Here is a 24571-nt window from a genome sequence, read left to right on the forward strand (position 1 = left end):
CAACTTGTCCGATTGAAATTAGGGTAGCCTTACCGCATAATGCCGAGCGAGGAGATGGCTCCGCGCCTGGGCCGGGGCGCTGCCCATCACCAGCGACCCGTATCGGTGTCCTGAGAGGTGCCTGTGAGCACTTCGGACAAAGGTCGCAGCGCCAGCGAACAAGGGCCGCAGCACCTTAGACTTGCAGGCAACGTGGCACAGCCCGCCGCGTTGCAGCGATCAAGAGGTGACGAACATGGCAGCCGGAGCGAGCCCCGTGCAACGTCAGGACCACTCTATGGCCGATCATCCCGAACTGGACGTACTTCCGGAATGGCCCCAGGAGACGATCGCGGTGCTGGTCACCACCGACCCAGCGCCGCATGCGATTCCGGTGTCCTGGCCGGTGCGTGCGGATGATCGGCGGATTCTGCTCAGCCTGAAATTCGATCGCGGTTCGCTGGCGCGCTTGCGCGAACGGCCCGATGTCGCACTGCTGATTCTCGGCGGTGGCAATGTCGCGCTGTGTGCGCGCGGGCAGGCGCGGGTTATCGCCGAGGAAATGCCCGGTGCGACAGACTATGTCGCGGTCCAGATCGATGTCGAAGTCATCGATGACCACCGGCAGTCGGCCTTCGCGGTGGCGCACGGAATCGAGCGCACCGTCCTCGACGCGAGCGAATTGCATGCGCTCGAAGGGCGCGTGCAGACGCTGCGCGCGTGGGCCGATATCGAGAACTGAACCGGCACAAGCTGTCCGGTACAGAGTAATAACCGTGATGAAAGGCGGCGCGAACGCGTCGAATGGAAGGGGATCATGAGCGTCACATTGGCCAAAGGCGGAAATGTCTCGCTGTCGAAGCAGGCCGCCAACCTCACCAAGGTTGCGGTGGGGCTCGGTTGGGATGTGCGAACGACCACCGGGGCCGATTACGACCTCGATGCGAGTGCGCTCGCCACCGGGCCGAATCAGCGCGTGCTGTCCGATCAGCACTTCGTGTTCTACAACAATCTGCGCTCGCCCGAGGGCACGATCGAACATACCGGTGACAATCTCACCGGTGAGGGTGAAGGCGATGACGAGGTGATCAATGTCGATCTGGCGGCGACGCCGCCGACGATCACCAATATCTTCTTCCCGGTCTCCATTCACGATGCCGATGCGCGCGGACAGTCGTTCGGCCAGATCCGCAACGCCTACATCCGCGTGGTCGACGCGACCACGGGCGCCGAGCTGGCCCGGTATGACCTCACCGAGGATGCGTCCACCGAGACCGCCATGGTGTTCGGGGAGTTGTACCGGTACGGCAACGAATGGAAGTTCCGTGCCATCGGTCAGGGCTATGCCTCCGGGCTCGCGGGTATCGCCCGCGATTACGGCGTCAACGTCTGATGGGCGTGCGGGTGGTCGGGATCGGAACCGGCCGCCCGCTCCGCCTCGTATACCGCGATCGCGGCGCGCGTCTTGCGCTTGATCGCTTGCAGCACATCGAGATCCGGCAGGTCCGCGAACTGCTCACCCAGCACTTCGGGCAGATCGGAATAGTGCAGCACGCATTCATCGACGCCGAGGTTCGCGCAGGCCGCGAGCAGGTCCGGATGCAGATAACCCGCGACCGCGGTCCGCACGCCCGCGGCGGCGGCCACCATGGTGACGCGCTCGATCGCGCGCAGCAGCGGCGGAACCGGGCGAACCGGCCGCAGGCTGGCGCGCGCCTGGCCGAGCAGCAGCGAGGACAGATCGTTGCAGCCGATCACGACCCGTGACACCCCGGTGGTCACGACCCGGTCGACCTCTAGCAGCAGCGACGGGATCTCGATCATGGTGGCGACCGGGCAGTCGCCGATCACGGCCCTGGTTTGCTCGATGGCCCACTGCAATTCGTCGACATAGGTGACGAAGGGGAAAAGCACACCGATATCCGCGCCCTCGTCGCGCACCTGCGCAATGCCCTCGAGTTCGGCGACGAATGCGTCGGGAAAGCGACGCGCTCGGCGAATACCGCGTAGGCCGAGCAGTTTATGCGGCTCGTCGATGATCTCTTCGACGCCGTCGAGGATATTGCATTCGGCGGTATCGGCTTCCATGGTGCGATACCAGATCGTTCCGTCGGCCCGCTTCGCGATATGGCGCAGATATGGCACGAGATAACCCGAAACCGATTCGGGTGTCGGATATTTCCCGGCCGCGCGGAACACGTACTCGCCGCGCACCATCCCGACCCCGTCGAAGTGGTCGAGCAGTTCAGCGGAGATCCGCTCACAACTCAATGCCAGGCTCTGCCGCATTCCCCGCACGCTATCAGGTTGCTGCACAACACTTTCCGCCGCCCATTAAGTCCGGATTTCACGAGGTCGGGAAGGGGTGGGTAGGGATTGTGGGAGGTGGGGGTGGGTCGAGGCGGCGGTGCCCAGCAGCGCGAAGTAGCGGCGGAGCATGAGGACGGCCGTGCCGGCCAGACCGGCGGTAAGACCCCACCAGACGCCCGCGGCGCCGAGGCCGAGCGGGAAGGCCAGCAGCAGGGCCGTGGGCAGGCCGACAAGCCAGTAGCCGACCAGCGACAGGCGGAAGCCCGCCTTGGTTTCCTTCAGACCGCGCAGCAGGCCGGTGCCGATGTTCTGTGCGGCATCGAAGAATTGGAGCACGATGCCGATGAGCAACAGCGAGCGGGCCAGTTCGATCGTCGTGGTGTCGCCCGGTTCGAGGAAGGGGCTCAGCACGAGTTTCGGCGCGGCGATATAGACCACGCCGGTGACCGCGGCGACGATGCCCGCATGCTGCAGCGCCAACCAGGCCAGTGCGCGGGCGTGGCTGTACTCGTCACGCGCGACGGCATGGCTGACCAGGATGGACGCGCCGTGCGACAGGCCGATCGCGACCTGGAAGACGATGTAGATGATCTGGTACACCACATTGTGCGCGGCCAGCGCGGCCGGTCCGATACTGCCCATCACCAGGGCGAGCACCGAGAACATGCCGGCTTCCGAACCGTAGGTGAGTGCGATCGGCGCACCGAGTTCGATCTCGGCCCGGATGGTCGGCACGTGCACCGGCCACGGACGCGGCGGCAGGGTGGCGCCGAGTGCCGTGTCGGCGCGCACCATCGCGAAAAAGACGCCGAAGGTGATCAGGAAGACCAGTGAGGTTGCGACGCCGATGCCGGTCAGTCCGAGTGCGGGCAGTCCGACCCAGCCGTGCATGAAGGTAAGGGCCAGCACGAGATTCAGCGCCACCGAGCCGAGGGTGACCAGTAGCAGGGCCTGTGGACGCTGCATACCGACGGTGTACTGCCGCAGTACTTGGAACCACAGGCAGGGCAGCAGTCCGGGCGCGAGTGCGAGCATGAGCGGTCGCGCGTCGGCGAGTACGCCCGCATCCTGGCCGAGCCATTGCAGCGCCCAGCCGAGTCCGATCAGCACTGCGCCGCCGATGATTCCGGCGAAGGTGGCGATCAGGAAACTCGAGCGGACGATATCGCGGACCTCCCCGTCCGCGGGCTCACCACGCTTATCCGCCGCACTCACCGAGGACGCGATCTGATTCCCGGTCCCGGTGATCAGACCGACGCACATGGTGCGAATCTGGTTGAACAGCACCATCGCCAGCCCGCCCGCGGCGACCTCGCGTACACCGAGGGTGCCCATCAGTGCGATATTGGTAGTGGATACCGCGATCTGCGCGAGTTGGGTGAGTGCGATCGGTGTCGCCAGCGCGGTTAGCTGTCGCCCATCGGCACGGAAGGTCGACAGATTCACCATCGCACCTCTACCGGTCGAATCCCGAAATCGATCGCCATGCGCCTCGTCCCAACACGTCGCTTAGGTTCATATAGGTTAGGCGACCCTAACAAGGTGATCATTTCAGACGTGCGGGTTGTTGCGCAACGGTGATCGAAAGCGCGCATGTGCTTCATCGCGCTTCGACGAGTTGGTCGCGTCGGGTGGGAGCGTAGCGGTCGAGCATGGTGTGCACATCACGTTCGGTGGCGGCGTCGAGAAGATCGCGTTCGCCCATCCACTCGTCGTCGAAGACTGTGTCGAGATACTTCTCGCCGCCGTCGCAGACGATGGTGACCACGGTCGAGCCGGGCGGGAATTCCTCGAGGCGGGTCAGCGCGGCGTGTACCGAGCCGCCCGCGGAGCCGCCGATCATCAGGCCCAGCTTGGCCGCGACCGCGCGAGCAGTGGCGAAGGCCGCGACATCGGAAACCTTGACGCCCTCATCGAGCAGCGAATAGTCCACGGCGGTGCCGATGGTGGCGCCGGGCGGGGTGCCGGTACCGGACTGCCAGTACGGTCCGCCCGGCCCGCCGAAGGCGATCGATCCGACCGGCTCCACGCCGATCACCCGTGGTGTACAGCCGAGTTGGCGCAGTCGGGTCGCGGTGCCGAACAGTGAACCGCCGGTGCCCACCGCAGAGAGCAGGATATCGACGCGCTCCAGGTCCGCCAGCAATTCTTCGGCCACGGCGTAGTAGCCGACCGCGTTCGCGTCGTTGTTGTGCTGTTCGGTGAAGTACGCGCCGGACTGTCCGGCCGCCATCGCCTCGGCCAGGTCTTCTCGCGCCGAGGTTGCCAGGTTGTCGTCACCGTCGTCGGCGACGAATACCAATTCCGCACCCATTGCTCGCATCGCGCGCAGCTTGTCCTTACATGCGTGGTGATCGACCACCGCGGTGAAGCGATACCCACGTTCGGCAGCCACTACCGCGAGGCCGAGCCCGGTATTCCCGGATGTCGACTCGATAATATGCCCGCCATCGCCCAGCAAACCTCGACGCTCCGCATCGTCGATCATCGCGCGCGCCATCCTGATCTTGGCCGCACCCGTCGGATTGAACTGCTCGAGTTTGAGCAGCAGTCGGGTGCCGGTCGCGGTGGTCGCCAGTTCGAATAGCGGGGTGCGACCGATCAGATCCGTCACGCGAGTGACGAGCGGCATGGAGGTCTCCTCGTTCGGGGCCGTAAGGGTATTGGTCGAATGGGTGCCGGATCATCCGGCGTCGAGCGTCCAGCGGAGTCGATCGCCGGTGTCGTGCAGCACGACCTTCGGTGGAATCGGCAGTTCGTGAAAGGCTGATTCGTTCGAATCCATTTGGTAACCGGCGGTATTCGGATAGATCAGCAGATCGCCGACCTCGGCGCGTCTCGGTAACGGGATGCGCCGCCAGCTGAGCATGTCGGACTCCAGACAACTGGCCGCACCGACGCAGGTCGGGGTGAGCTCGCCGGGGCGCGGCGGCCACAGTATCGGATCGGGGAGGTATTCACTGTCGAACCACTGCTCGGACAGGCTCAGGCTGGTGCCGTCCACGGTGAGCAGTTGGTAGGGGTGACCGTCGACGTGGCGGGTCTTGCTGCCCTGCACCCGGAAGACGCTGGATCCGGCGCGGTCGAGCAGTGCCCGGCCGGGTTCGATGGCGAGCCGGATATCGTTGTCGCGCAACCGTTCCGCGAGTGCATTGTGCTCGAGGACGGCGGTGAGCATGGCCGGGCCGGGGGCCGGGAAGTGGTAGGGGTAGTACGAATCGAAGGACTTCCCGGCGTGGAACCACTGGCCGTTCGCGTGATCGGTGAATTCCGACCAGGCGCTCGCGGGTACGTAATCGACGCCGAATCCACCGCCGATGGAGATGGTGCCGGCCGGATGGCCCAGTGTGCGCGCGTCCAGGCAGCGGGTGATCAATTCGTCGGCCTGTTCGGCGCGTGCGACGGCATCGTAGCCGGACAGGTGGAAGCTGAAGCCCTGCAGGCGAATCGATTCGTGGCCGACGGTGCCGGACGCGCCGATCACCGAAATCGCGCGGTCCAATTCCTCGGCGGTCATGCCGAATCGGCTCGCGGATCCATTGGGCAGCACGCGAAGTAGTACGCGGGCCGGGGCGGCCGGGGTGGTGAATGCCGCCAACCTGTCGAGCTCGTCGAGACTGTCCACGGCGATCAACGCGCGGTGCCGTACCGCAAGCCACAGGAGATCGTCGGATTTTGCGGGACCGGTGACCATCAGCTCGTCACCGCGAACACCCTGTGACAGTGCGGCATTCAGCTCGCCAACACTGGAAACGTCGACGCCCGCACCATATTCGGCGCAGGCGCGAGCAACGCAGGCCGCCTTGTTGGCCTTCTTGCCGAAGTAGACGACTCCATCCACACCGGCCTGCTCGAATACCTGCTGAAACCCGTCGATATTCACCGCGACTCGTGCCGGATACATCACATGAAACGGCCCACTGATCGCAAAAGCGATATCGCCGAGCACATTCGGATCGGCGAGCAACCTGCGCTCCCAGTCGTCGGTGTGTGCGGGCAGGGTAGGTGCGCAAATGCTCAGCAGGCCGCGCACCGCCGCCAGTACGGCGGGATCGGGCGCAGTTCCGGTATTCGACGGATGATCGCCGAGTTCGATCTTGTCGCGGGTCGAGCCGCCGTCGAACAGCAGCGTGCCGTCGGGTTCGGCGGTGCCGGGGGCGCGCACCTTCTTGCCGAACTCGACGGCGCCGATGTCTAGTCCCACAGGGGCACCTCCGTGCCACGGCCCTCGGCAATGGCTCGTTCGGCGAGTGCGTGTGCGACGGCGATATCGGTCAGCACCAACCCGCTGTTGTAGACGAAGATCCGCTCGTCGTCGGAGCGTCGGGCGACCGCACGACGGCTCAGGATCTGTGGCAGTTCGGCATCGACGGTGCGCAACCTACCGTCGGGACCGGCCATATCGGTACCGGTCAGCGCCATTTGCTCGGCGCTGGTGGCGATTACGCGATCGGCGTCGACCAGCGTGGACGGCGCCAAACCGTAGCCGACGAGCACAACGGTGGATCCCGGTGCGAGATCCTCGGATTCGATCCCGACCTCGGTGCCCGGGCCGGCCGTCGCCAACACCACATCGGCGGTACCGGCGGCCGCGCGCGGATCCTCGACGGTCTCCAGCAATGCGTGCGGGTTGTATTCGGCGAGGTAATCGCGCACCGCTGCCAGACCCTCCGGATGGGTGCCGTACAGCATCAGTTTGCGCAGCTGTGGATTGGCGGCGAGCAAGTGCGGCAGGGCATTTCGGCCCTGGGTACCGGTGCCGATCAGCAGCACGCTCTCCGCGCCGCGGCGTGCGGTCTCGCGCACCAACAACGCCGACACCGCCGGGGTGCGCAGCGCGCCGACCCTGGCACAGTCCATCATGGCGATCGGCGCGCCGGTGCTGTCGTCGTAGAGCGTGATGGTCGTGTAGTAGCGCTTGGTGCTGCGGTCGTGGCCGGGATCGAATTTGTAGGAGGTCTTCATCGCGACCACCCGGCGTCGGCCGTCGCGCCCGAGCATGGCGTAGGCCACCGACCAGCCGTCCGGATTGGCGACGCTGAGTTTGCGCGGATTATCGGAATCACCCGCGGCGAAGGCGAGATACGCTTCCTCTACCGCGCGCACCACATCGGCGGGCGTGATGGGCACGTCGGCGAGATCGCTGCGGCTCAGCACACGCAGTGGTGTGCTCCGGTCACGAGTGCTCAACGGTTCCTCGATCATGTTGTGTCGTATCCAGCCTTACTGCGGTCCGGGTGGTAGCCCGGGCCGGTACACCGTCGATCGCGAGCGGGTTGCTTGCCGCTCGGAACGGGGCGACGATCCGTTGCCCATAACCATTTTCGTCGGCCTCGGCGGCCCGCCGTCGGCGTTCGGGCAGGCGGACATTGACGCGCTTGAGCCAGCGGTCGGTGCCGTCGTAGCGCGCGGTGAACGGTACCCGACCGTGCACGGCCACGTCATTGTCCACCAGCAATAGCTCGCCCGGGGTCAGTGCGGCGGTGATGCAGACGCGTTCGAGCTCCGCGGTGAGGCGCGCGTACGCCAGCCGGAATTCGGCATCGGCATCGTCGAGCGGGGTGTATGCCGGATCGTAGCGAAGCGTCAAATCCGCTGTGTCCTCGGCTGATTCGGCGCTCCACAGCGTCGGCAACGGAAGTGCGGAGTAGCGCTCGTGACCGGTGCCGTAGGAGACGTCGGGCAGGATCGGCAGGGTCGGCGTGCCCAGCAGCCGGCGCTCGTCATCGGAGAGCTCGGTCCGGCGCACCGAGGAGACGGTGGTGCCGACGCCGTCCGGATTACGCAGACACGCCAGCATCAACAGGTTTGCCCGGTCCGGGTGGAAGGCGTCCTCGGTGTGCGGGCTGAGCAGGGTTTTGCTACTCGCGCCGGACTGTTCGTGTTCGTGACCGGGCGAGGGCACGATGTTGTTGACCAGCCGCCCGCCCTGCTGGCCCTGCCAGCCGAACGGTTCACCCGCGCTGCGGGCGAGCAGCAGCATCGCGATATCGAGTTCGAATGAGCTCGCGCGGCGGTCGATTTCACCACTCCAGCGGGCCGCCTCGACCCAGCTCGGCGGGGTCGGGCCGAATTCGGCATCGGTCAAAGGCAGTTTGCCGACGATGGTGGCACCGGCCGCGGTGGCGGGCGGTCGCAGGGCGACGCGCACCGCATCGGGCAACTCGCCGACGCACGCATCGATTTGCTCGAGCAATGCCGGATCGGTCAGCGTGTGCGCGAGGTCGGTGGCGCCATCGGGCCATGAGTCGACTGTGATACATATCTCGCGAGCGAGAGCGCGCACCGCATGTCCGGCGGTGGTCGGCAGCTCGCGCCGTTCGATATCTAGTGGGTGAAGCGTCTTACGTTCGGAGAGAACGCCTTTCACCAGGGATCCCTTCTTCGCATCGGGTCGAAAAGCGGGGGTATGACGATTCGATCTGCGAAGCTAGTGGCTCCGGCCGCGTTAAGCAAGGCTTACCTAAGCGAGTCGTAAAAATGCGAGCGCGTATGACTGGGGTCGAAGCCTGTTGCAGCTAGCTGTAGCTAATTTGCGGCATTGCCTTCGGGGTGATGACTGGTAGCTGGGGTGCGGCAAAACTCAACGGCCGGAACCCTATTAGGCTAGCCTGTCCTAGCTAGATTCGCTAGGGTTCGCAGTCGCGCGCGGGTAACTCGTTGAGGTTCGAGGAAGGCAGCACCATGGAATGGAATCGACGACAACTCCTGCGATCGGGACTCGGTGTCGGCGCGGTGCTGTTGGTCGCCGCATGTTCGGATGGCGGCAATTCGGACGGCCCGGCGCGGCGCGGTGGCACCTTGCGGGTCGGTGCGCTCGGCAGCGCGGCGCGAATCGAACGCGATCCGCATGCGAATCTGAGCAATGACAGCGACTTCCTCATCACCTCGCTGGTGTACGACGCGCTCACGGTACCGGGCGCGAACCCGAATGTTGCTGCGCGCCTTTCCAGTCGGTGGGAAGCCGACCCGCAGCGGCGGCGCTGGAGTTTCACCATCGCCGACGGCGCGACCTTCCACGACGGAACCCCCGTCACCTCTGATGATGTGGTGTGGTCGCTGCGTCGCCTGCGGACCGTCGGCGGTGCGTCGAAAATGCCTGCCGCCGTTGATGACATCACCGCGGACGGTCCGAATCGGGTGGTAGTCGCGCTGCCCGAGCCGAATTCCCAACTGCCGCTGCTGGTTCGGTTGATGACCTTCACCGTCAAGAAGGACACCACCGATTTCACCAAGGCCATCGGCACCGGGCCGTTCCGGTTGGAGTCCTATCAGGGTGGCAATGCCCGGCTGGTGCGCAACGATCGGTGGTACGGTCCGGCGCCACTGCTGGATGCCATCGAGGTCACCATGTTCGACAGCGTGACCGCATTGGGCAATGCGGTGCTCGGCGGGCAGATCGATCTGGCCTCGAATGTCGGCGCGATCGCGGGACGTACCGCCGAGGGGCGCGGTGATCTGCGGGTGGTGCGGCGGTCGAACGACACCATGGTCGGGGTCGCGATGCGGACCTCCGACGGGCCGTTCGCCGATGCGCGGGTGCGCGAGGCTATCCGGTCGGGCATCGATCGCAAGGCCCTGGTGAATCAGGTGCATTCGGGGTACGGCACCGTCGCGAACGACATCCTCGGCACCGGTGATCCGTTGTACGACAACACCATTGCGCAGCGGACTCGCGATGTGGACCGGGCCAGGACGCTGCTGCGAGATGCCGGATTCGATACCGGGCGCAGCTACCAGTTCCGCACCAAGGCCGAGGCCCCTGGCGAGGTCGAATCGGCGAAGGTGATCGCCACCCAGCTGGCCGATATCGGGCTGCGCCTCGATGTCGTAACGCAGGAGTCGAATACCTTCTACGACCAGACCTGGTTGAAGGCGCCGTTTTACACGGTCTCCTGGGGCACCAATGATTCCACGCTGTTCTTCGCGACAAAGCTGATGTCCTCGACATCCAATCGCAACGAAACCGCCTTCAAGGATGCCGAATTCGATGCGGCTACCGCGAAAGCCATAGCCGCATCCGATGACTCGGAATACGCGGCCGCCTGCCGTGACGTGCAGCGGATCCAGTACGCCCGCGGCGGTTATCTGGTGTGGGGCATGGCGGACGGTATCGATATCGCGACCTCCCGGGTGCGCGATGTGCCGACCCTGGGCGGCTTCGCCAGGGTGCAGTTGGAACGGGCCTGGCTCGCGGAGTGATGTCCTTCGCCCGACTCCTCATTCGGCGCGTCCTGCTGCTGGTCGCGCTGCTGGCGACGGTGTTCGCGGCCGTCGGTCTGCTGCCGGGCAATTCCGCCCGCGCGGTGCTCGGCCGCGACGCCACCGCGGAGCAGATCGCGGCGAAGGAACACGAACTGGGCCTGGACCGGCCGCTGCCGGTGCGGTTCGTCGAGTGGATCTCAGGTGTGGCGACCGGTGATTTCGGCCGCACCGCGCGTGGGCGATCGATCAATGAGCTGCTGACCGACAAGTTTCCGCCGACGCTGCTGCTCGGCGGGCTCGCCTTCCTGGTGACCGTGGTCGCGTCGCTGCTGCTCGGCGGCTGGTGGGCGACCCGGCGGGGTGCGGCTACCCGGTTCCTGCAGCCGACTACCACTGCGGCGGCGGCGATTCCGGAGTTCGTCATCGCAACCTTGTTGATCCTGGTGTTCTCCTTGGGCACCGGTTGGTTGCCCGCTGTCACCATTACCGGGCGCTCCGGATTTCCGGCCAGTCCGGACATGCTGGTGCTGCCGGTGCTCGCACTGGCGATACCGCAGACCGGCTGGAACACCCGGGTGGTGCGCGCGGCCCTGCTCGACTCCGCGCGCTCGCCGCATGTGGAAAGTGCGGTGCTGGACGGGCTTTCGACCACCACCGTGCTGACCAGGCATGTGCTGCCGTTCGCGCTGCCGACGATTGTGGCGAGTTTCGCGACCACGGTCGGCATGCTGCTCGGTGGTGCGCTGGTGGTGGAGACCATCTTCAACTACCCGGGACTCGGTGCGTTGCTCGCCGGGTCGGTCGCCGATCGGGACACCTCGTTGATCGCCGCGGTGGTCGCGCTCACCGGGATCGTCATCATGGCGATGCTGGCCATGGCGGACGGGATTCGGGCCTGGGCATTGCGGGGGCGAATATGACCGATGTGCAGCGGAATCCTGCGGCTCGGCTCGGGAGGTCGCCGGTGCAGAGATTCCTCACGGTATTGCCTGCGCTGGTGGTGGTTATCGCCGCCGCGCTCGGGCCCAGCTCGGCAACGCGGCCTGCCGAGGAGGCGGTCGGGATACCGTTCGCGCGGCCGGGTGCCGACACCTTATTGGGCACGGACCGGCTCGGACGGGATGTGCTGGCGCAACTGCTCTACGGCGGTTGGGGTCTGCTGTTGCTGGCGGGTGTGATCGCGGTCGTGGTGACCGGGTTGTCGTGCGTGCTCGGCGCGGTCGCGGCACTGCGTCCCCGGGTTGGTGCGTTGATCGAGGGCGTCGCCGATTTCGCGATCCTGCTCCCGGCCGTACTCGGCATCCTGCTGGTGCTTACGGCCTGGCCGGATGCGGGCGTCTACGGGCTCGTCGTGGTGGCTCTGCTCTTCGGAACTCCGTACTGTGCAAGAGTTTTCGCGGCGGCTGCGGCGGGGGTCGCGGCGAGCGGCTATGTCGAGGCAGCTCAGGCGAGCGGTGAAACGCTGCCGCACTTGGTATTCCGTGAGGTGATTCCGAATCTGCGCGCGGTCTCGGCCGCGCAGCTCGGTCTTCGCTTTGTCGAGGGTGTGTATGTGGTCAGCACCGCATCGTTCCTGCAACTGCCGACCACGCTCGGCGCGAGCAACTGGGCGGTCATGGTGCGCGAGAACTCTTCTGGCATGCTCCTCAACCCCTGGTCCGTGCTGGCTCCGAGCCTGGCGATCGCGGTGGTCGCGGTCAGCGTGAATCTCGCGGTGACCTCGTTCGAGCAGCACCGCCCGCGCCGCTGGGCAGTTCGGAGGACGCGCGGTTCCGAGTCGCTCGGACCGGCCGGCGCGGACTTGCCGGTCCCAGGCAATGCGTTGGAGGAGCGGGGATGAACGCGTCTGTTGTCGTCGATGCGCTGACCGTTTGCGGATCGAATGGTCAGGAGTTGTTCGAGCCCACCAGTTTCAGCGTCGCGGCCGGTAAGGTCACCGCTCTGACCGGTCCGTCGGGATCGGGCAAGACCACGTTGATGCGGGCACTGCTCGGGCATCTGCCAACGGGAGCCCGGCGATCCGCGGGTTCGGCCGTGGTAGCGGGGCAGGACGTATTCGCATTGAATCCTGGTGCACTGCAACGGTTCCGGCGTGACCACATCGCCTATGTCGGACAGGATCCCGGCTCGGCCCTCAATCCGTTGATGCGGGTGCGTTCCCTGCTCGACGAGGTTCGCCACCCCGCTGCCGCCGTGGCCGAAACGCTGGAGTTGGTCGGCCTATCCGGCGAACACCTGCGTCGCAGGCCTGGCGAACTCTCCGGTGGTCAGCAGCGCCGAGTGGCCCTCGCACGTGCGCTGGTTCGCCACACCGGGATCCTCATTCTCGACGAGCCCCTGGCCGGGCTGCACGGCTCCCTGCGCACCGAAATCGCTCGTCTGCTGGCCGATATCGCCACTCAGCGCTCTGCCGCGATCTTGCTGTCCGGGCACGACACCGCGACTATTCATACGATCGCCGATGACGTGGTCGAGTTGGGTGCGGTGCATACCGATGTAATCGGCCGCACACCGGTGCCGATTCGTTCGGGTATATCGAATTCACCGCAATCGAACGGGGGTGCCGCGTCGATCGTGCGAGTGGCGATGGCTCCGGAGATGCCACTCGGCCCAGCGGCCGACAGCGGGGACTCGGCTCTGCGGCCCAGCGAAGGTCAGGGGGCGGTAGCTTTGCGCTCCAGGACGGTCGAGTTGGTTGCGGAACCTGTCCTACGTGGTCAGGACATCGGTGCCTCGATCGACGGGTACGAGGTATTGGCGGGCATCGATTTCGTGCTGCCGGGCGGCGCGGCACTGGCCATCGTCGGGGCGTCAGGAGCTGGAAAGACCACTCTCGCGCGGGTTGTCGCCGGTCTGCACCGAGAAGCGACCGGATCGCTGGAACTGCGAAGCGAGTCGATCCCGGTCGGCCCCCGTCGACGAGCTCGCAATGGCCGCGATGGTATTCAGCTGGTCACGCAGAACCCACGGTCGGCGCTCAATCCCCGTCGCACCGTCGCCCAGACGCTCGGCCGTCCGCTGCGCCGAATCGGCGGGGTACCGAAACGACAACTGGCGCAGCGCATTACCGACTTGCTCGACTCGGTCGAACTCGCACCGGAGCTCGCCATCCGCTACCCGCACGAACTCTCCGGCGGCCAACGCCAGCGGGTGGCCCTCGCCAGAGCGCTCGCGGCCGAACCAGCCGTGCTGGTCTGCGACGAGATCACCTCGGCCCTGGACCACAACACCGCCGTCTCGATCATGACCCTGCTGGACCGCATCCGCGCCGAACACGACACCGGCCTGCTCGTCATCACCCACGACATGACACTGGTCACCGGACACTGCTCCCACCTCGTCGTCCTCGACCACGGCCGCATTGTCGAATCCGGCTCGGCGACAGCGGTCCTCACCGCCCCGGCGCACACCGCGACCCGCGAACTCCTCGGCTAGGCGTTTCTCGCGCACAGCTTGTGCGTGACGCACGGCAGTTCTGCGAGGACGAATCGGCGGCTGCGTTATCGGCGAACTGCTCGGTAATCTCGGATCACGGAGCGCGTGACCACCGGGCATGCGGGGTCTGCAGGGGGAGGGATATATGGCGCTGGGCTTGCCGCGACGCGTGCATCGCGGGGGTGGTCATTCGGATCTGGATGATGGAGGAATGCTCGCGAAGCTGACCGGCGTGTTGGTCGCCGCAATGGTGATCCTTCTACTCGCCGGTTGCGGCGCCGAACGCAATCTTCCGCCCATTCCCGAGGGCATCCCGCCCGGTCCCGGTACGCCGCTGCCGCTGATCGATCTGGATGCGCCCGGCCGCACCGCCGTGCAGTTACGCGACTGGGCCGACGAGCAATCCGACAAACTCGGCATTCCGAGTGTCTCGCTGGAGGCGTACGGCTATGCGGCGGCGATCATGGGCCGGTCCCGGCCGGACTGCGGGATCGCCTGGACCACCATCGCGGGGATCGCCAGTGTGGAGAGTAAGCACGGGACCCATCGCGGTTCGGAGGTCGATGCGGATGGCACCGTGCGCCCGCCGATCATCGGCATCCCGCTGGACGGTGCGCCGGGTGTGGCACTGGTCAAGGACACCGACGGGGGCAAGCTCGACGGCGATCCGGAGTTCGACAGGGCGCTGGGCCCACTGCAATTCATTCCGGAGACCTGGAAGCGCTGGGGTGTCGACGCCAATGGCGATGGCGTCGCCGATCCGCAGAATATCGATGACGCCGCCCTCACCGCGGCCCGCTACCTGTGCGCGAGCGGCGGCGATCTGACCTCCGAGCGCGGCTGGCAGCAGGCTCTGCTGACCTACAACCAGTCGAATGCCTATCTATTGACCGTCCGCGATCGTGCCGCCGCGTACAGCGTCGGGCGTCGGGCATGAGCACCCCTTGGAGGAAACAACGGGTGCGTATCGCGACAGTGCGAAGCGATTCGTCGGAGTGCCGGTTACTGCGCAATGCGCGAGGACGCTAGGCTCGCAGGCGCACGGCCCTTCCCGTCAGACCTACCGTGCCAACAGCCGAAGGAGTGTCGTTTTCGTGGCCATCATCGAACAGGTCGGAGCTCGCGAGATCCTGGATTCCCGCGGAAACCCCACTGTCGAGGTCGAGATCGCCCTCGACGACGGCACCCTGACCCGCGCTGCCGTGCCCTCCGGTGCCTCCACCGGTGAGCACGAGGCCGTCGAACTGCGCGACGGCGGCGAGCGCTACGGCGGCAAGGGTGTGCAGAAGGCCGTCGAGGGGGTGCTCGACGAGATCGCGCCCGCCGTCATCGGCCTGGACGCGGTCGAGCAGCGCACCGTCGACCAGGTCCTGCTGGATCTGGACGGCACCCCGGACAAGTCCCGCCTCGGTGCGAACGCCCTGCTCGGCGTTTCGCTCGCGGTGGCCCGCGCCGCCGCCGAATCCTCGGGCTTGGAGCTGTTCCGCTACCTGGGCGGCCCGAACGCGCATGTGCTCCCGGTGCCGATGATGAACATCCTCAACGGTGGCGCGCACGCCGATAGTGGCGTCGACGTCCAGGAGTTCATGGTCGCCCCGATCGGCGCGACCACCTTCAAGGAGTCGCTGCGCTGGGGCGCCGAGGTGTACCACGCGCTCAAGTCGGTGCTGAAGTCCAAGGGCCTGTCCACCGGTCTCGGTGACGAGGGTGGTTTCGCGCCGTCCGTCGCGGGCACCAAGGAAGCACTCGACCTGATCGGTGTCGCCATCGCGAAGACCGGCCTGAAGCTGGGCACCGATGTCGCGCTCGCGCTCGATGTCGCCGCCACCGAGTTCTACACCGCGGGCAGCGGTTACAAGTTCGAGGGCCATGTCCGCTCGGCCGCCGACATGGCGCAGTTCTACGCCGAACTGCTCACCGCCTACCCGCTGGTCTCCATCGAGGACCCGCTGTCGGAGGACGACTGGGACGGCTGGGTCGCGCTGACCGACCAGATCGGCGACAAGGTGCAGCTGGTCGGCGATGACCTGTTCGTCACCAACCCGGAGCGCCTGGAGGAGGGCATCACCAAGGGCGCGGCCAATGCGCTGCTGGTGAAGGTCAACCAGATCGGCACGCTCACCGAGACTTTGGATGCCGTCGAGCTCGCGCACCGCAACGGCTACAAGACGATGATGAGCCACCGCTCCGGCGAGACCGAGGACACCACCATCGCCGACCTGGCCGTCGCGGTCGGCAGCGGTCAGATCAAGACCGGCGCCCCGGCGCGCAGCGAGCGTGTCGCCAAGTACAACCAGCTGCTGCGCATCGAGGATGCGCTCGGCGATTCCGCACGGTACGCGGGCGACGTCGCGTTCCCGCGGTTCGCGTTCGAAGGCTAGTCAGCTAGGGGAACGGTATGACAGAGCGACGTGCGCGTGGATCCAGTCCGGCCGGACGCGGGAACCGCCGCACGTCGCGCTCTGCCAGATCGCGCCCGGCCGCCGAATCGCCGGCGGCCGCACCGAAGCGGACGACCCGCAGGCGGTCCGAATCCGCCGATAAGGCCAAACCGCAGAAGATAGGGCTGCGCTCCGGCGGACACGAGGACAAGCACGATCGCACCATCCTCGGTCTGTCCACCGGTAAGGCGGTCATCCTGGCCATCGTCGTTTGCGCACTCGCGCTGACCTTGGCCGTTCCGCTGCGCACCTATTTCACCCAGCGCGCCGAGGCCGCGCACCTGGCGCAGGAGCGCATCGAACTCGAGGCCGATCTCGCCAAGTTGCGGGATCGCCGTGCGCAGCAACAGGATCCGGCCTACGTGCGCTCCGAGGCCAGGGACCGGTTGCGGCTGGTCATGCCGGGTGAGACGCCCTATATCGTCCAGGTGCCGGGTATCGAAGCGCCCGCGCCGCCCGCCGCACCGACCCAGTCGAAGGCGCCCGAGCCCTGGTACACCGAACTGTGGCGCAGTATTTCGCAACCGCAGCAGGCCCCGGCGCCCGCGGCCGCACCGACCGGACCGCCCGTCACGCCGCAGCCAGCATCGGAAGGACCCAGGTGACCGCACCGAACGACCGCGATCTCGAGATCATCGCCGAGCAGCTCGGACGCGCACCGCGCGGCGTACTCGCCGTCGCCTACCGCACCCCGGACGGGCTGCCCGCGGTGGTCAAGACCGCGCCGCGGCTGCCCGACGGCACCCCCTTCCCGACCCTCTATTACCTGACCGATCCCCGCCTCACCGCTGAGGCGAGCAGGCAGGAATCCGCGGGTGTCATGCGGGAAATGACCGAACGCCTCGCCACCGACCCGGAATTGGCCGCCGCCTACCGCGCCGCCCACGAGAGCTATCTGGCCGAGCGCAATGAAATCGAATCGCTCGGCACCGATTTCACCGGCGGCGGCATGCCCGAACGAGTGAAATGCCTGCACGTCCTGATCGCTCACGCCCTCGCCAAGGGCCCAGGCGTCAACCCCTTCGGCGACGAGGCAGTGGCCATGGCCGCCGACCACGGCCTCCGCGGCACCGCAATCCCCGCCGACTGGCCGAAATACGAGCCGCCGCACGCTCCGACCGACGGGCAATGACGTGCGCGCGGCGCTCGAGCTGACCATGGGCGCTGAGGGGAACGTGCGCGCTGTGATCAGCGCGGGTACTGCGATGACCGCAGGTGCTGAAATGTGCGTCGGCGCTGGAATGAGCGCGGGCGCCGCGGCGGGCGGCGTAGACGCCGGGACGACTGGGCGCTCCGTTGAGCGCGAGTGGGAAATTAGCCGGGCTGATATGAGCGGAGCTGAGCAATGAGTGATCGGGTAGCGGCAGTCGACTGCGGGACGAATTCGATTCGACTATTGATCGCCGAGGTGCTCGGCGATGGGCGGTTGGCGGATGTGCATCGGGAGATGCGCATTGTGCGGCTGGGGCAGGGGGTGGATGCGACGGGGGCGCTTGCGCCGGAGGCGATCGAGCGCACCAGGGTTGCGCTCGCCGATTATGCCGCGCTGATGCGGGAGGCGGGGGTCGGTCGAGTGCGGATGGTCGCGACCTCCGCGACGCGCGATGCCGCGAACCGCGAGGATTTCTTCGCCATGGCCCGTGCCGAACTCGGCACCGTGGTGGCGGGTGCGGAGGCCGAGGTGATCACCGGCGACGAGGAGGCGCGGCTGTCTTTCACCGGTGCGGTCGGCGAATTGGCCAGCGAGGCAGGGCCTTTCGTTGTCGTCGATCTCGGCGGCGGTTCCACCGAACTCGTCGTCGGCGACAGCGATGGTGTGCGGGCCGCATTCTCCGCCGATATCGGTTGCGTCCGCATTACCGAGCGATGCCTGCCGGGCAACCCGCCGACCGCCGAACAGGTCGCCGCCGCACGGGAATTCGCCACCGAACGACTGGATGAGGCCTTCGCCAAGGTCCCCGTCGACGGCGCGCACACCTGGGTCGGCGTCGCGGGCACCATGACCACGATCGCCGCCGTCGCCCTCGATCTGCCCGAATACGATTCGGAGCGAGTCCATCTCACCAGCCTCACCCTGGACCAGGTGCGCGAGGTCTGCGATCGCCTGATCGGCATGAACCACGATGAGCGCGCTGCCCTCGGCCCCATACATCCCGGCCGCGTCGACGTGATCGGCGGCGGCGCCGTCATCACCGAGGTGCTCGCCTACGAACTGTCCCGCCGTGCCGACATTTCCGCCCTCATCGTCAGCGAACACGACATCCTCGACGGAATTGCCCTGTCCATCGCTTGACCCGCTATCGCGGCCGTCGCGCGCCAGATCCACCTCACGACGATCGTGCGCTGCTACGACGAGATCGCGACCAGGTACCCGATCGGCCGCGCGCTGCCGTTCTTCGGCCCCGATCAGGAACCGGTCATTCCACTTCGTCGAGCGCGGCAGCCCAGGTATTGCACGATGACGTCGAACCGCTGCGGTAACCGGCTTCGACCCAGCGTCGGCTGTTCACGCCGGTGCCGTGGGTCGGATCCTCCTCGGTATCGGATTGGATATCGATCAAATCCACGGCCTCGGCCGGGGTCAGCATGCCGCCGACCTGAGCTGCCACCAGCATCACACCGGCCAGGCACTGGGCCTGCAGTTCGATGCGTCGGCTGAGTTCCAGGCCGAGTGGTGACTTCTCGCCGGCGGAATCGATATCCCGATCGGCGCTACGCAGGATGCCGGTGGAGGACTGCAGGTGGTGGCCGTATTCGTGCATCACAACGAACATCAGGTACTGCCCGAGTTGCGAACCCCAGCCCCGATGGATCGGATCGTCGGTCGGCCAGTACACGTTGCCGCCGCAATAGAACGCGGGATCGGTGGACTGGACCTGTTTCGAGCAGCCGGTCGTTGCATTGTCGACCACCACGAGTTGCAGCGGCGCGAGGCCCATACCCGCGGCGCGCAGGGCCGGATCCCAGACCTTCGTCAAGCAGTCCAGCTCGGTCTGCACGAATTGCCGCTGGCCCGCCGCGCTCATCTCGATCGGCGGCAGCTGACACCGTAGCGGGGGCAAGCGCAGCTCGGCGTGCAGCGTATTGGCCGTCAGCGGAGGTTCCTGCAACGCGTCGACGACGGGCTCGGCATCCACCGCGGATACCGACGCGCACCCGGTGCCGAGCGGCGACACCAGCGCGCCGATCACGGCGAGCAGCAGCGCCGCATGGGCGCTCGAGCGCGTCATCAGGTTCCCCCGTCCAGCCAACAAACGAGGTTTCCCCGTCCAGCGAGGCGAACTTTACCGGGAAGTTCTCCGGTTTTCTTGTCGAGTGCTGTGCGTCACCGAGCGCGGTCGACGAATATTCGACGTTGCCTCGGATTCGCCGAGTAGGTGCACCGAACGGGTGCTTCCAAGATGGACGTACCGGCTGGCGGTTTGCTCCGGCGGCAGCTCTGGCATGTCCGGCAATATCGGCCGTGAGCAGGGAAACTTTGTTCAGGATGCCGGGAATTCCCTACCCATATGGGATGGTCTGAGCATGTCCGACGCAGCAATGGCGGAGCAATCGGTTCGGGAGCGGACCCTGTTCGGTCATCCCATCGGGTTGGCCAATCTCTTCGGAGTCGAACTCTGGGAGCGCTTCTCGTTCTACGGAATGCTCACCATCCTCGGGTACTACCTGTACTACTCGACGACCGAAGGCGGACTCGGTCTATCGCAGAGCACCGGCGTCGGGATCGTCGGCGCATACGGCGGGCTGGTGTATCTATCCACGGTGCTCGGCGGGTGGATCGCCGACCGGCTGATCGGCATGGAGCGCACCGTTTTCTACGGCGGCATCGTGGTGGTGGCCGGGCATATCGCGCTGGCGATTCTGCCCGGACTGAGTGGTGTCGGAGTCGGCCTGGCGCTGGTCGCGCTCGGCAGCGGCGGGCTGAAGGCCAATGCGTCCTCGCTGCTCGGCACCCTCTACCGGCCGGGTGATCCGCGCTTCGACGGCGGCTTCACGCTGTTCTATCTGGGCATCAACCTCGGTGCGTTCGTCGGTCCGCTGCTCACCGGTCTGCTGCAACGGAATTGGGGCTTTCACTACGGTTTCGGTGCGGCCGCGGTCGGCATGGCGCTGGGTCTGACGCAGTACGTCGTTTTCCGGCGCAACCTCGGCACCGCGGGCAGGCATGTGCCCAATCCGTTGCCGCGCAACGCCGCCGGGCCGATGCTCGGCATCGTGGCCGGTGCGGCCATCGTGGTCGCGCTGGCATTGATCACCGGGCTGGTCAACCTGGACAACCTCTCCGAGGTCACCACCGGCGTCATCATTGCGGCCTCGCTCGCCTATTTCGTACTCATGCTGACCAGCGCCAAGGTGACGCCCGTCGAGCGCAGCCGGGTCCGCGCCTTCATTCCGCTGTTCATCGCGAATGCGGTTTTCTGGTCGCTGTTCCAGCAGATCTTCACGGTCCTCGCGGTGTACTCCGATGAGCGGATGAAGTGGACCATCTTCGGCTGGACCGCGCCGTCGAACTGGATCGGTTCGGTCGAGCCGGTGTGGATCATCTGCCTGTCGCCGCTGTTCGCGCTGATGTGGACCAAGCTGGGCAATCGCGCGCCGAGCACACCACGCAAATTCGCCCTCGGCGTCATCGGGATGGGGCTGGCGTTCTGGTTGTTCGTGCTGTTCTCGGGGAGCAGCGGCAAATCGGTGCCCGTACTGGCGGTACTGCTCATCATGGGCGCATTCGCGGTCTCCGAGCTGCTGCTTTCTCCGATCGGCCTCTCGGTCACCACACAGTTGGCGCCCAAGGCGTTCCGGGCCCAGATGATGGCGCTGTACTTCTTCTCCGTTGGCATCGGAACCTCGATGTCCGGTACTTTGGCTCGGTTCTATGACGCGGACCACGAATTCGCGTACTTCGGCATCACCGGAGCGGTAGCGATCTGTGCCGGTCTGATCGTCGTCGCACTCACACCATGGGTGAGCCGACATATGGCCGGTGTGCATTAGAGAAATCAGCGGAGAACCCGTTGACGACAGCAAGGAGACAGTGTTGGCGACCCCAGGAACTCGATGGGGCGGTCTGTTCCGCACCAAATCGGTCGAGCAGTCCATCCGGGACACCGACGAACCCGATTCGAAACTGCGCAAGGATCTGACCGCCTGGGATCTCACCGTCTTCGGTGTCGCCGTGGTCGTCGGTGCGGGCATCTTCACGCTCACCGCGCGGACCGCGGGCAATGTCGCCGGACCTTCGGTTTCGCTCGCCTTCGTCTTCGCCGCCATCGCCTGCGGGTTGACCGCGCTGTGCTACGCCGAATTCGCCTCGACGGTTCCGGTTGCCGGCAGCGCGTACACGTTCTCCTACGCCACTTTCGGCGAACTCGTCGCATGGATCATCGGCTGGGATCTGATCCTCGAGTTCGCGCTCGCGGTGTCGGTGGTCGCCAAAGGGTGGTCGCAATACCTCGGTGAAGTGATGGGATCGCGTTCGCCGATCGTGCATCTGGGGCCGATCGACTTCGACTGGGGCGCGGTACTTCTCATCTCGATTCTGGGCGTGTTGCTGGCGGTCGGCACCAAGGTGTCGTCGCGGGTTTCGGCGGTGGCCGTCGCCATCAAGCTGAGCGTTATCGCGGTGGTGCTCGTTGTCGGCGCCACCTACTTCGACAAGTCGAACCTGACGCCCTATATCCCGCCGTCGCAGTCCGGTGCGGAAGGGGAGGGGCTGCACCAATCGTTGTTCTCCTACTTCACCGGCGCCGGGCACAGCACCTTCGGCTGGTACGGCCTGCTCGCCGCGGCCAGTCTGGTGTTCTTCGCATTCATCGGGTTCGATGTCGTCGCGACCACCGCGGAGGAGACCAAGAATCCGCAGCGCTCGGTGCCGCGCGGGATTCTCGGCTCGCTGGTGATCGTCACGATTCTCTATGTCGCGGTATCGCTGATCCTCACCGGAATGGTGCCCTACACCGCGCTGTCCGGTGACCGCGCAACGCTCGCAACGGCTTTCGCGCAGCACGGCGCCACCTGGACCAAGAACATCATCTCCATCGGCGCGCTCGCCGGACTCACCACGGTCGTCATGGTGATGTTCCTCGGACAGACCCGCGTGCTGTTCGCCATGTCGCGCGACGGACTGATGCCGCGTCAGCTCGCGCACACCGGCAAGAACGGCACTCCGGTTCGGCTGACCATCGTGGTCGGCGTCGTCTGCGCCGCACTCGCCGGTTTCGTGGACTTCGGCACCCTCGAGGAGATGGTCAATATCGGCACTCTCTTCGCCTTCGTCCTGGTCGCCATCGGCGTCCTCATCCTGCGCCGCACCCGTCCTGACCTCCCGCGCGGCTTCCGCGTGCCCTTGGTCCCGCTCATCCCGGTCCTCGCCGTACTCGCCTGCCTCTGGCTGATGCTCAACCTCTCGGTCGAAACCTGGCTGCGCTTCCTCGTCTGGATGGCCGTCGGCCTGATCGTCTACTTCGCCTACGGCCGCCGCCACTCCGTCCTCGCCGCGCGCCGGATGCGAGTTCCTCCGACGGCACCACATCGGTAGCCGCCCACGACGGCACCTGACGGCGCGTGGCGGCCTTACTCTGGCCACCACCGGAGATGCACTAGCCTGCAGAACAGAATTCCGGTACGGCAGTACGAGTCGGTACGCTGACCGGGCGCCCCTATAGCCCAATTGGCAGAGGCAGCAGACTTAAAATCTGCAAAGTGTCGGTTCGAGTCCGACTGGGGGCACGATCGAACTTCACCATCGGCGCAGTTCCGGGCACGTTTCGGTGGTGTCGCCACAATCGGAGCGAGCTCGACTGGATACTGCTACTGGACCGACCAGCCGCCGTCGGAGGCGAGGATCTGGCCGTTGAGGTTCTCGCTGTTGTCACTGAGCAGCCACGTGATCGAGGAGGCAAGCGTCTCCGCCGTGGTGATGTTACCGCGGTCTCATAATAAGGTGGGCGCGCATCCAGGGCACGAACCCGGCGGGGTCGTATCGATCAGCCGAGCACGCGGTTCATGGAACAATCGGCATGGTGGTTTCGATGACAGGGCCAGGGGCACGGGCGGGTCGTCCGGTGAACCTGCAGCTCCGATCGGCGGTTCTGGCCGCTACCGCCGAACTGCTCGTCGAACACGGCTATGACTCGGTCACGATGGAGGCCATCGCCGCGCGGGCAGGAGCGGCCAAGCAGACGCTGTACCGGGTTTGGGGCTCCAAGGCTGAAGTCGTGGCCGACGCGGTCCTGCAGGGCGCCTTCGTGATGACTGCCAGTCCGGTGCCGAATGCGGGTGATCTGCGCCGGGACCTCGCCGTGTGGCTCGACGGTATCGCAGACTACCTGCGGCAGCCCGGCGTCGGCTCGGTCGTTCGCGCGCTGGCCACAGCATCGACCGCCGCCCCTGACCAAAGTGACGCATTCGATCGCATTCTTACCGAGCCGGTCAATAAGCTGATCATCGAACGTCTGCACGCCGCGCAGAGCGCAGGTGATCTGGCTGTGCGCGTATCGTCGGGGACGATCGTCGATATAATCGTGGGCTATCTCACCCTTGCCTCGATCGGACGAGCGCCCCTCGATGAAAAACGAATCCGCGAACTCGTTGCAGTGCTCATACCCTGAATTCACGGCGAACCCGACAACGCATTCGCCGTCATATGCGACGCGAGGAACGTTTTGCTAACAAATGCGGCAAATCGGTCGGGGTGCAATCGGAAGACGTGTCCGTTTCGAATCCCAGAGGACAGTTGAATTCGAGTAGAGGTGTCCGGTATGTCCACAGGCGGTATATCGGTGGTTCGGGGGGTTGTTCCGGCGGCGGGACCGCCGGGGATTGTTTTGCATTCGGTACAGCGACCTCTGCGCGGGGGTGCGGTCGGCGCTGTGATCACCGGAGTTCTGGACGGTGTGGCCGACGAGTCGGGTAACGATGCCGGGGGCGGCGACGATGCCATCGTGTACCAGACGGTATCCGAGCGGCAGGCGATCGTATCGCAGCCGGCGACGCGGAAGTGGGCGTCGTCGTCGCAGGTCTCGGATCGTTCGGCGCTGGCTGCGCTGGCCAGGGAGGAGCACGGACTCGAACTATTCGAGACCGTGCGCGTGTTGGAGATCGTGTACGGCCAGACCTTGTTCGTGCTCGTCGGTCCGGCGCGCGACACCGTATCGGCAGCCGGTGCTCGCGCTTATTGAGTTCCTGAGATGAACGATATAAGC

The 24571-nt window shown here is 66.0% G+C and carries 22 protein-coding genes and 1 tRNA gene; 16 read left to right on the forward strand and 7 right to left on the reverse strand.

Annotated features, from left to right (window positions below; translation table 11 throughout):
- The first annotated feature begins 277 nt into the window (after nt 1–277).
- A complete protein-coding gene (locus ACIBW7_RS22505; protein ID WP_063036657.1) occupies nt 278–721 on the forward strand; it encodes a hypothetical protein in 444 nt (147 codons plus the stop codon).
- 75 nt (nt 722–796) lie between these two features.
- Nucleotides 797–1372 (forward strand): TerD family protein, encoded by a 576-nt coding sequence (locus ACIBW7_RS22510; protein WP_040695304.1) that lies wholly within the window; start codon nt 797–799, stop codon nt 1370–1372.
- On the opposite strand, the gene ACIBW7_RS22515 is transcribed toward ACIBW7_RS22510, so the two are convergent.
- From ACIBW7_RS22515 to ACIBW7_RS22540, 6 genes are all read right to left on the reverse strand, one after another.
- Nucleotides 1354–2268, reverse strand: coding sequence for a putative PEP-binding protein (locus tag ACIBW7_RS22515; RefSeq protein ID WP_364471323.1), 915 nt, complete (start codon nt 2266–2268; stop codon nt 1354–1356). The genes ACIBW7_RS22510 and ACIBW7_RS22515 overlap by 19 nt on opposite strands.
- A 45-nt stretch (nt 2269–2313) precedes the next feature.
- On the reverse strand, nt 2314–3738 hold the full coding sequence (locus ACIBW7_RS22520; RefSeq protein WP_397049243.1) for an MATE family efflux transporter: 1425 nt from the start codon (nt 3736–3738) through the stop codon (nt 2314–2316).
- 151 nt (nt 3739–3889) lie between these two features.
- Nucleotides 3890–4921, reverse strand: coding sequence for a PLP-dependent cysteine synthase family protein (locus ACIBW7_RS22525; protein WP_397049245.1), 1032 nt, complete (start codon nt 4919–4921; stop codon nt 3890–3892).
- A 51-nt stretch (nt 4922–4972) separates the two neighbouring features.
- Nucleotides 4973–6322, reverse strand: coding sequence for an alanine racemase (locus tag ACIBW7_RS22530; protein WP_397049947.1), 1350 nt, complete (start codon nt 6320–6322; stop codon nt 4973–4975).
- Between the two features lie 161 nt (nt 6323–6483).
- Nucleotides 6484–7494 carry an ornithine cyclodeaminase family protein gene (locus ACIBW7_RS22535; RefSeq protein ID WP_397049247.1) on the reverse strand — a complete coding sequence of 337 codons (1011 nt, stop codon included), beginning with the start codon at nt 7492–7494 and terminating at the stop codon, nt 6484–6486.
- On the reverse strand, nt 7466–8659 hold the full coding sequence (locus ACIBW7_RS22540) for a TauD/TfdA family dioxygenase (protein ID WP_397049249.1): 1194 nt from the start codon (nt 8657–8659) through the stop codon (nt 7466–7468). Before ACIBW7_RS22540 ends, ACIBW7_RS22535 begins: the two co-directional genes overlap by 29 nt.
- Before the next feature lie 314 nt (nt 8660–8973).
- Between ACIBW7_RS22540 and ACIBW7_RS22545 the strand changes: the two genes are divergently transcribed.
- From ACIBW7_RS22545 to ACIBW7_RS22585, 9 genes are all read left to right on the forward strand, one after another.
- Nucleotides 8974–10491, forward strand: coding sequence for an ABC transporter substrate-binding protein (locus tag ACIBW7_RS22545; RefSeq protein WP_397049251.1), 1518 nt, complete (start codon nt 8974–8976; stop codon nt 10489–10491).
- On the forward strand, nt 10491–11414 hold the full coding sequence (locus tag ACIBW7_RS22550; protein ID WP_397049253.1) for an ABC transporter permease: 924 nt from the start codon (nt 10491–10493) through the stop codon (nt 11412–11414). The genes ACIBW7_RS22545 and ACIBW7_RS22550 overlap by 1 nt, the downstream gene beginning before the upstream one ends.
- Before the next feature lie 44 nt (nt 11415–11458).
- Nucleotides 11459–12334 carry an ABC transporter permease gene (locus ACIBW7_RS22555; protein ID WP_397049255.1) on the forward strand — a complete coding sequence of 292 codons (876 nt, stop codon included), beginning with the start codon at nt 11459–11461 and terminating at the stop codon, nt 12332–12334.
- Nucleotides 12331–13929, forward strand: a complete 1599-nt coding sequence (locus tag ACIBW7_RS22560; RefSeq protein ID WP_397049257.1) for an ABC transporter ATP-binding protein — start codon at nt 12331–12333, stop codon at nt 13927–13929. Before ACIBW7_RS22555 ends, ACIBW7_RS22560 begins: the two co-directional genes overlap by 4 nt.
- 211 nt (nt 13930–14140) lie before the next feature.
- A complete protein-coding gene (locus ACIBW7_RS22565; RefSeq protein ID WP_397049259.1) occupies nt 14141–14866 on the forward strand; it encodes a lytic transglycosylase domain-containing protein in 726 nt (241 codons plus the stop codon).
- A 157-nt stretch (nt 14867–15023) separates the two neighbouring features.
- A complete protein-coding gene (eno, locus tag ACIBW7_RS22570) occupies nt 15024–16310 on the forward strand; it encodes a phosphopyruvate hydratase (RefSeq protein ID WP_397049261.1) in 1287 nt (428 codons plus the stop codon).
- A gap of 17 nt (nt 16311–16327) precedes the next feature.
- Nucleotides 16328–16975, forward strand: a complete 648-nt coding sequence (locus ACIBW7_RS22575; RefSeq protein WP_397049263.1) for a septum formation initiator family protein — start codon at nt 16328–16330, stop codon at nt 16973–16975.
- Complete coding sequence (locus ACIBW7_RS22580) at nt 16972–17502, forward strand: DUF501 domain-containing protein (protein WP_397049265.1); 531 nt, start codon at nt 16972–16974, stop codon at nt 17500–17502. The genes ACIBW7_RS22575 and ACIBW7_RS22580 overlap by 4 nt, the downstream gene beginning before the upstream one ends.
- A gap of 213 nt (nt 17503–17715) precedes the next feature.
- Entirely contained in the window at nt 17716–18663 is a 948-nt protein-coding gene (locus ACIBW7_RS22585; protein ID WP_063036635.1) for a Ppx/GppA phosphatase family protein, read from the forward strand.
- A 124-nt stretch (nt 18664–18787) separates the two neighbouring features.
- Here ACIBW7_RS22585 and ACIBW7_RS22590 read toward each other — a convergent pair whose 3' ends face one another.
- Complete coding sequence (locus tag ACIBW7_RS22590; RefSeq protein WP_397049268.1) at nt 18788–19600, reverse strand: neutral zinc metallopeptidase; 813 nt, start codon at nt 19598–19600, stop codon at nt 18788–18790.
- Nucleotides 19601–19895: 295 nt separating this feature from the next.
- Between ACIBW7_RS22590 and ACIBW7_RS22595 the strand changes: the two genes are divergently transcribed.
- From ACIBW7_RS22595 to ACIBW7_RS22615, 5 genes are all read left to right on the forward strand, one after another.
- Nucleotides 19896–21362, forward strand: a complete 1467-nt coding sequence (locus ACIBW7_RS22595) for a peptide MFS transporter (RefSeq protein WP_397049270.1) — start codon at nt 19896–19898, stop codon at nt 21360–21362.
- Between the two features lie 40 nt (nt 21363–21402).
- Nucleotides 21403–22905 (forward strand): amino acid permease, encoded by a 1503-nt coding sequence (locus tag ACIBW7_RS22600; protein WP_397049272.1) that lies wholly within the window; start codon nt 21403–21405, stop codon nt 22903–22905.
- A gap of 117 nt (nt 22906–23022) precedes the next feature.
- Nucleotides 23023–23096: transfer RNA gene (locus ACIBW7_RS22605), tRNA-Leu, on the forward strand.
- Nucleotides 23097–23398: 302 nt separating this feature from the next.
- Nucleotides 23399–23977, forward strand: coding sequence for a TetR/AcrR family transcriptional regulator (locus ACIBW7_RS22610; protein ID WP_397049274.1), 579 nt, complete (start codon nt 23399–23401; stop codon nt 23975–23977).
- A gap of 261 nt (nt 23978–24238) precedes the next feature.
- On the forward strand, nt 24239–24547 hold the full coding sequence (locus ACIBW7_RS22615; protein WP_397049276.1) for a hypothetical protein: 309 nt from the start codon (nt 24239–24241) through the stop codon (nt 24545–24547).
- Nucleotides 24548–24571 lie beyond the last annotated feature (24 nt).

This window comes from Nocardia sp. NPDC049526, assembly GCF_044465765.1.
Taxonomy (GTDB): Bacteria; Actinomycetota; Actinomycetes; order Mycobacteriales; family Mycobacteriaceae; genus Nocardia.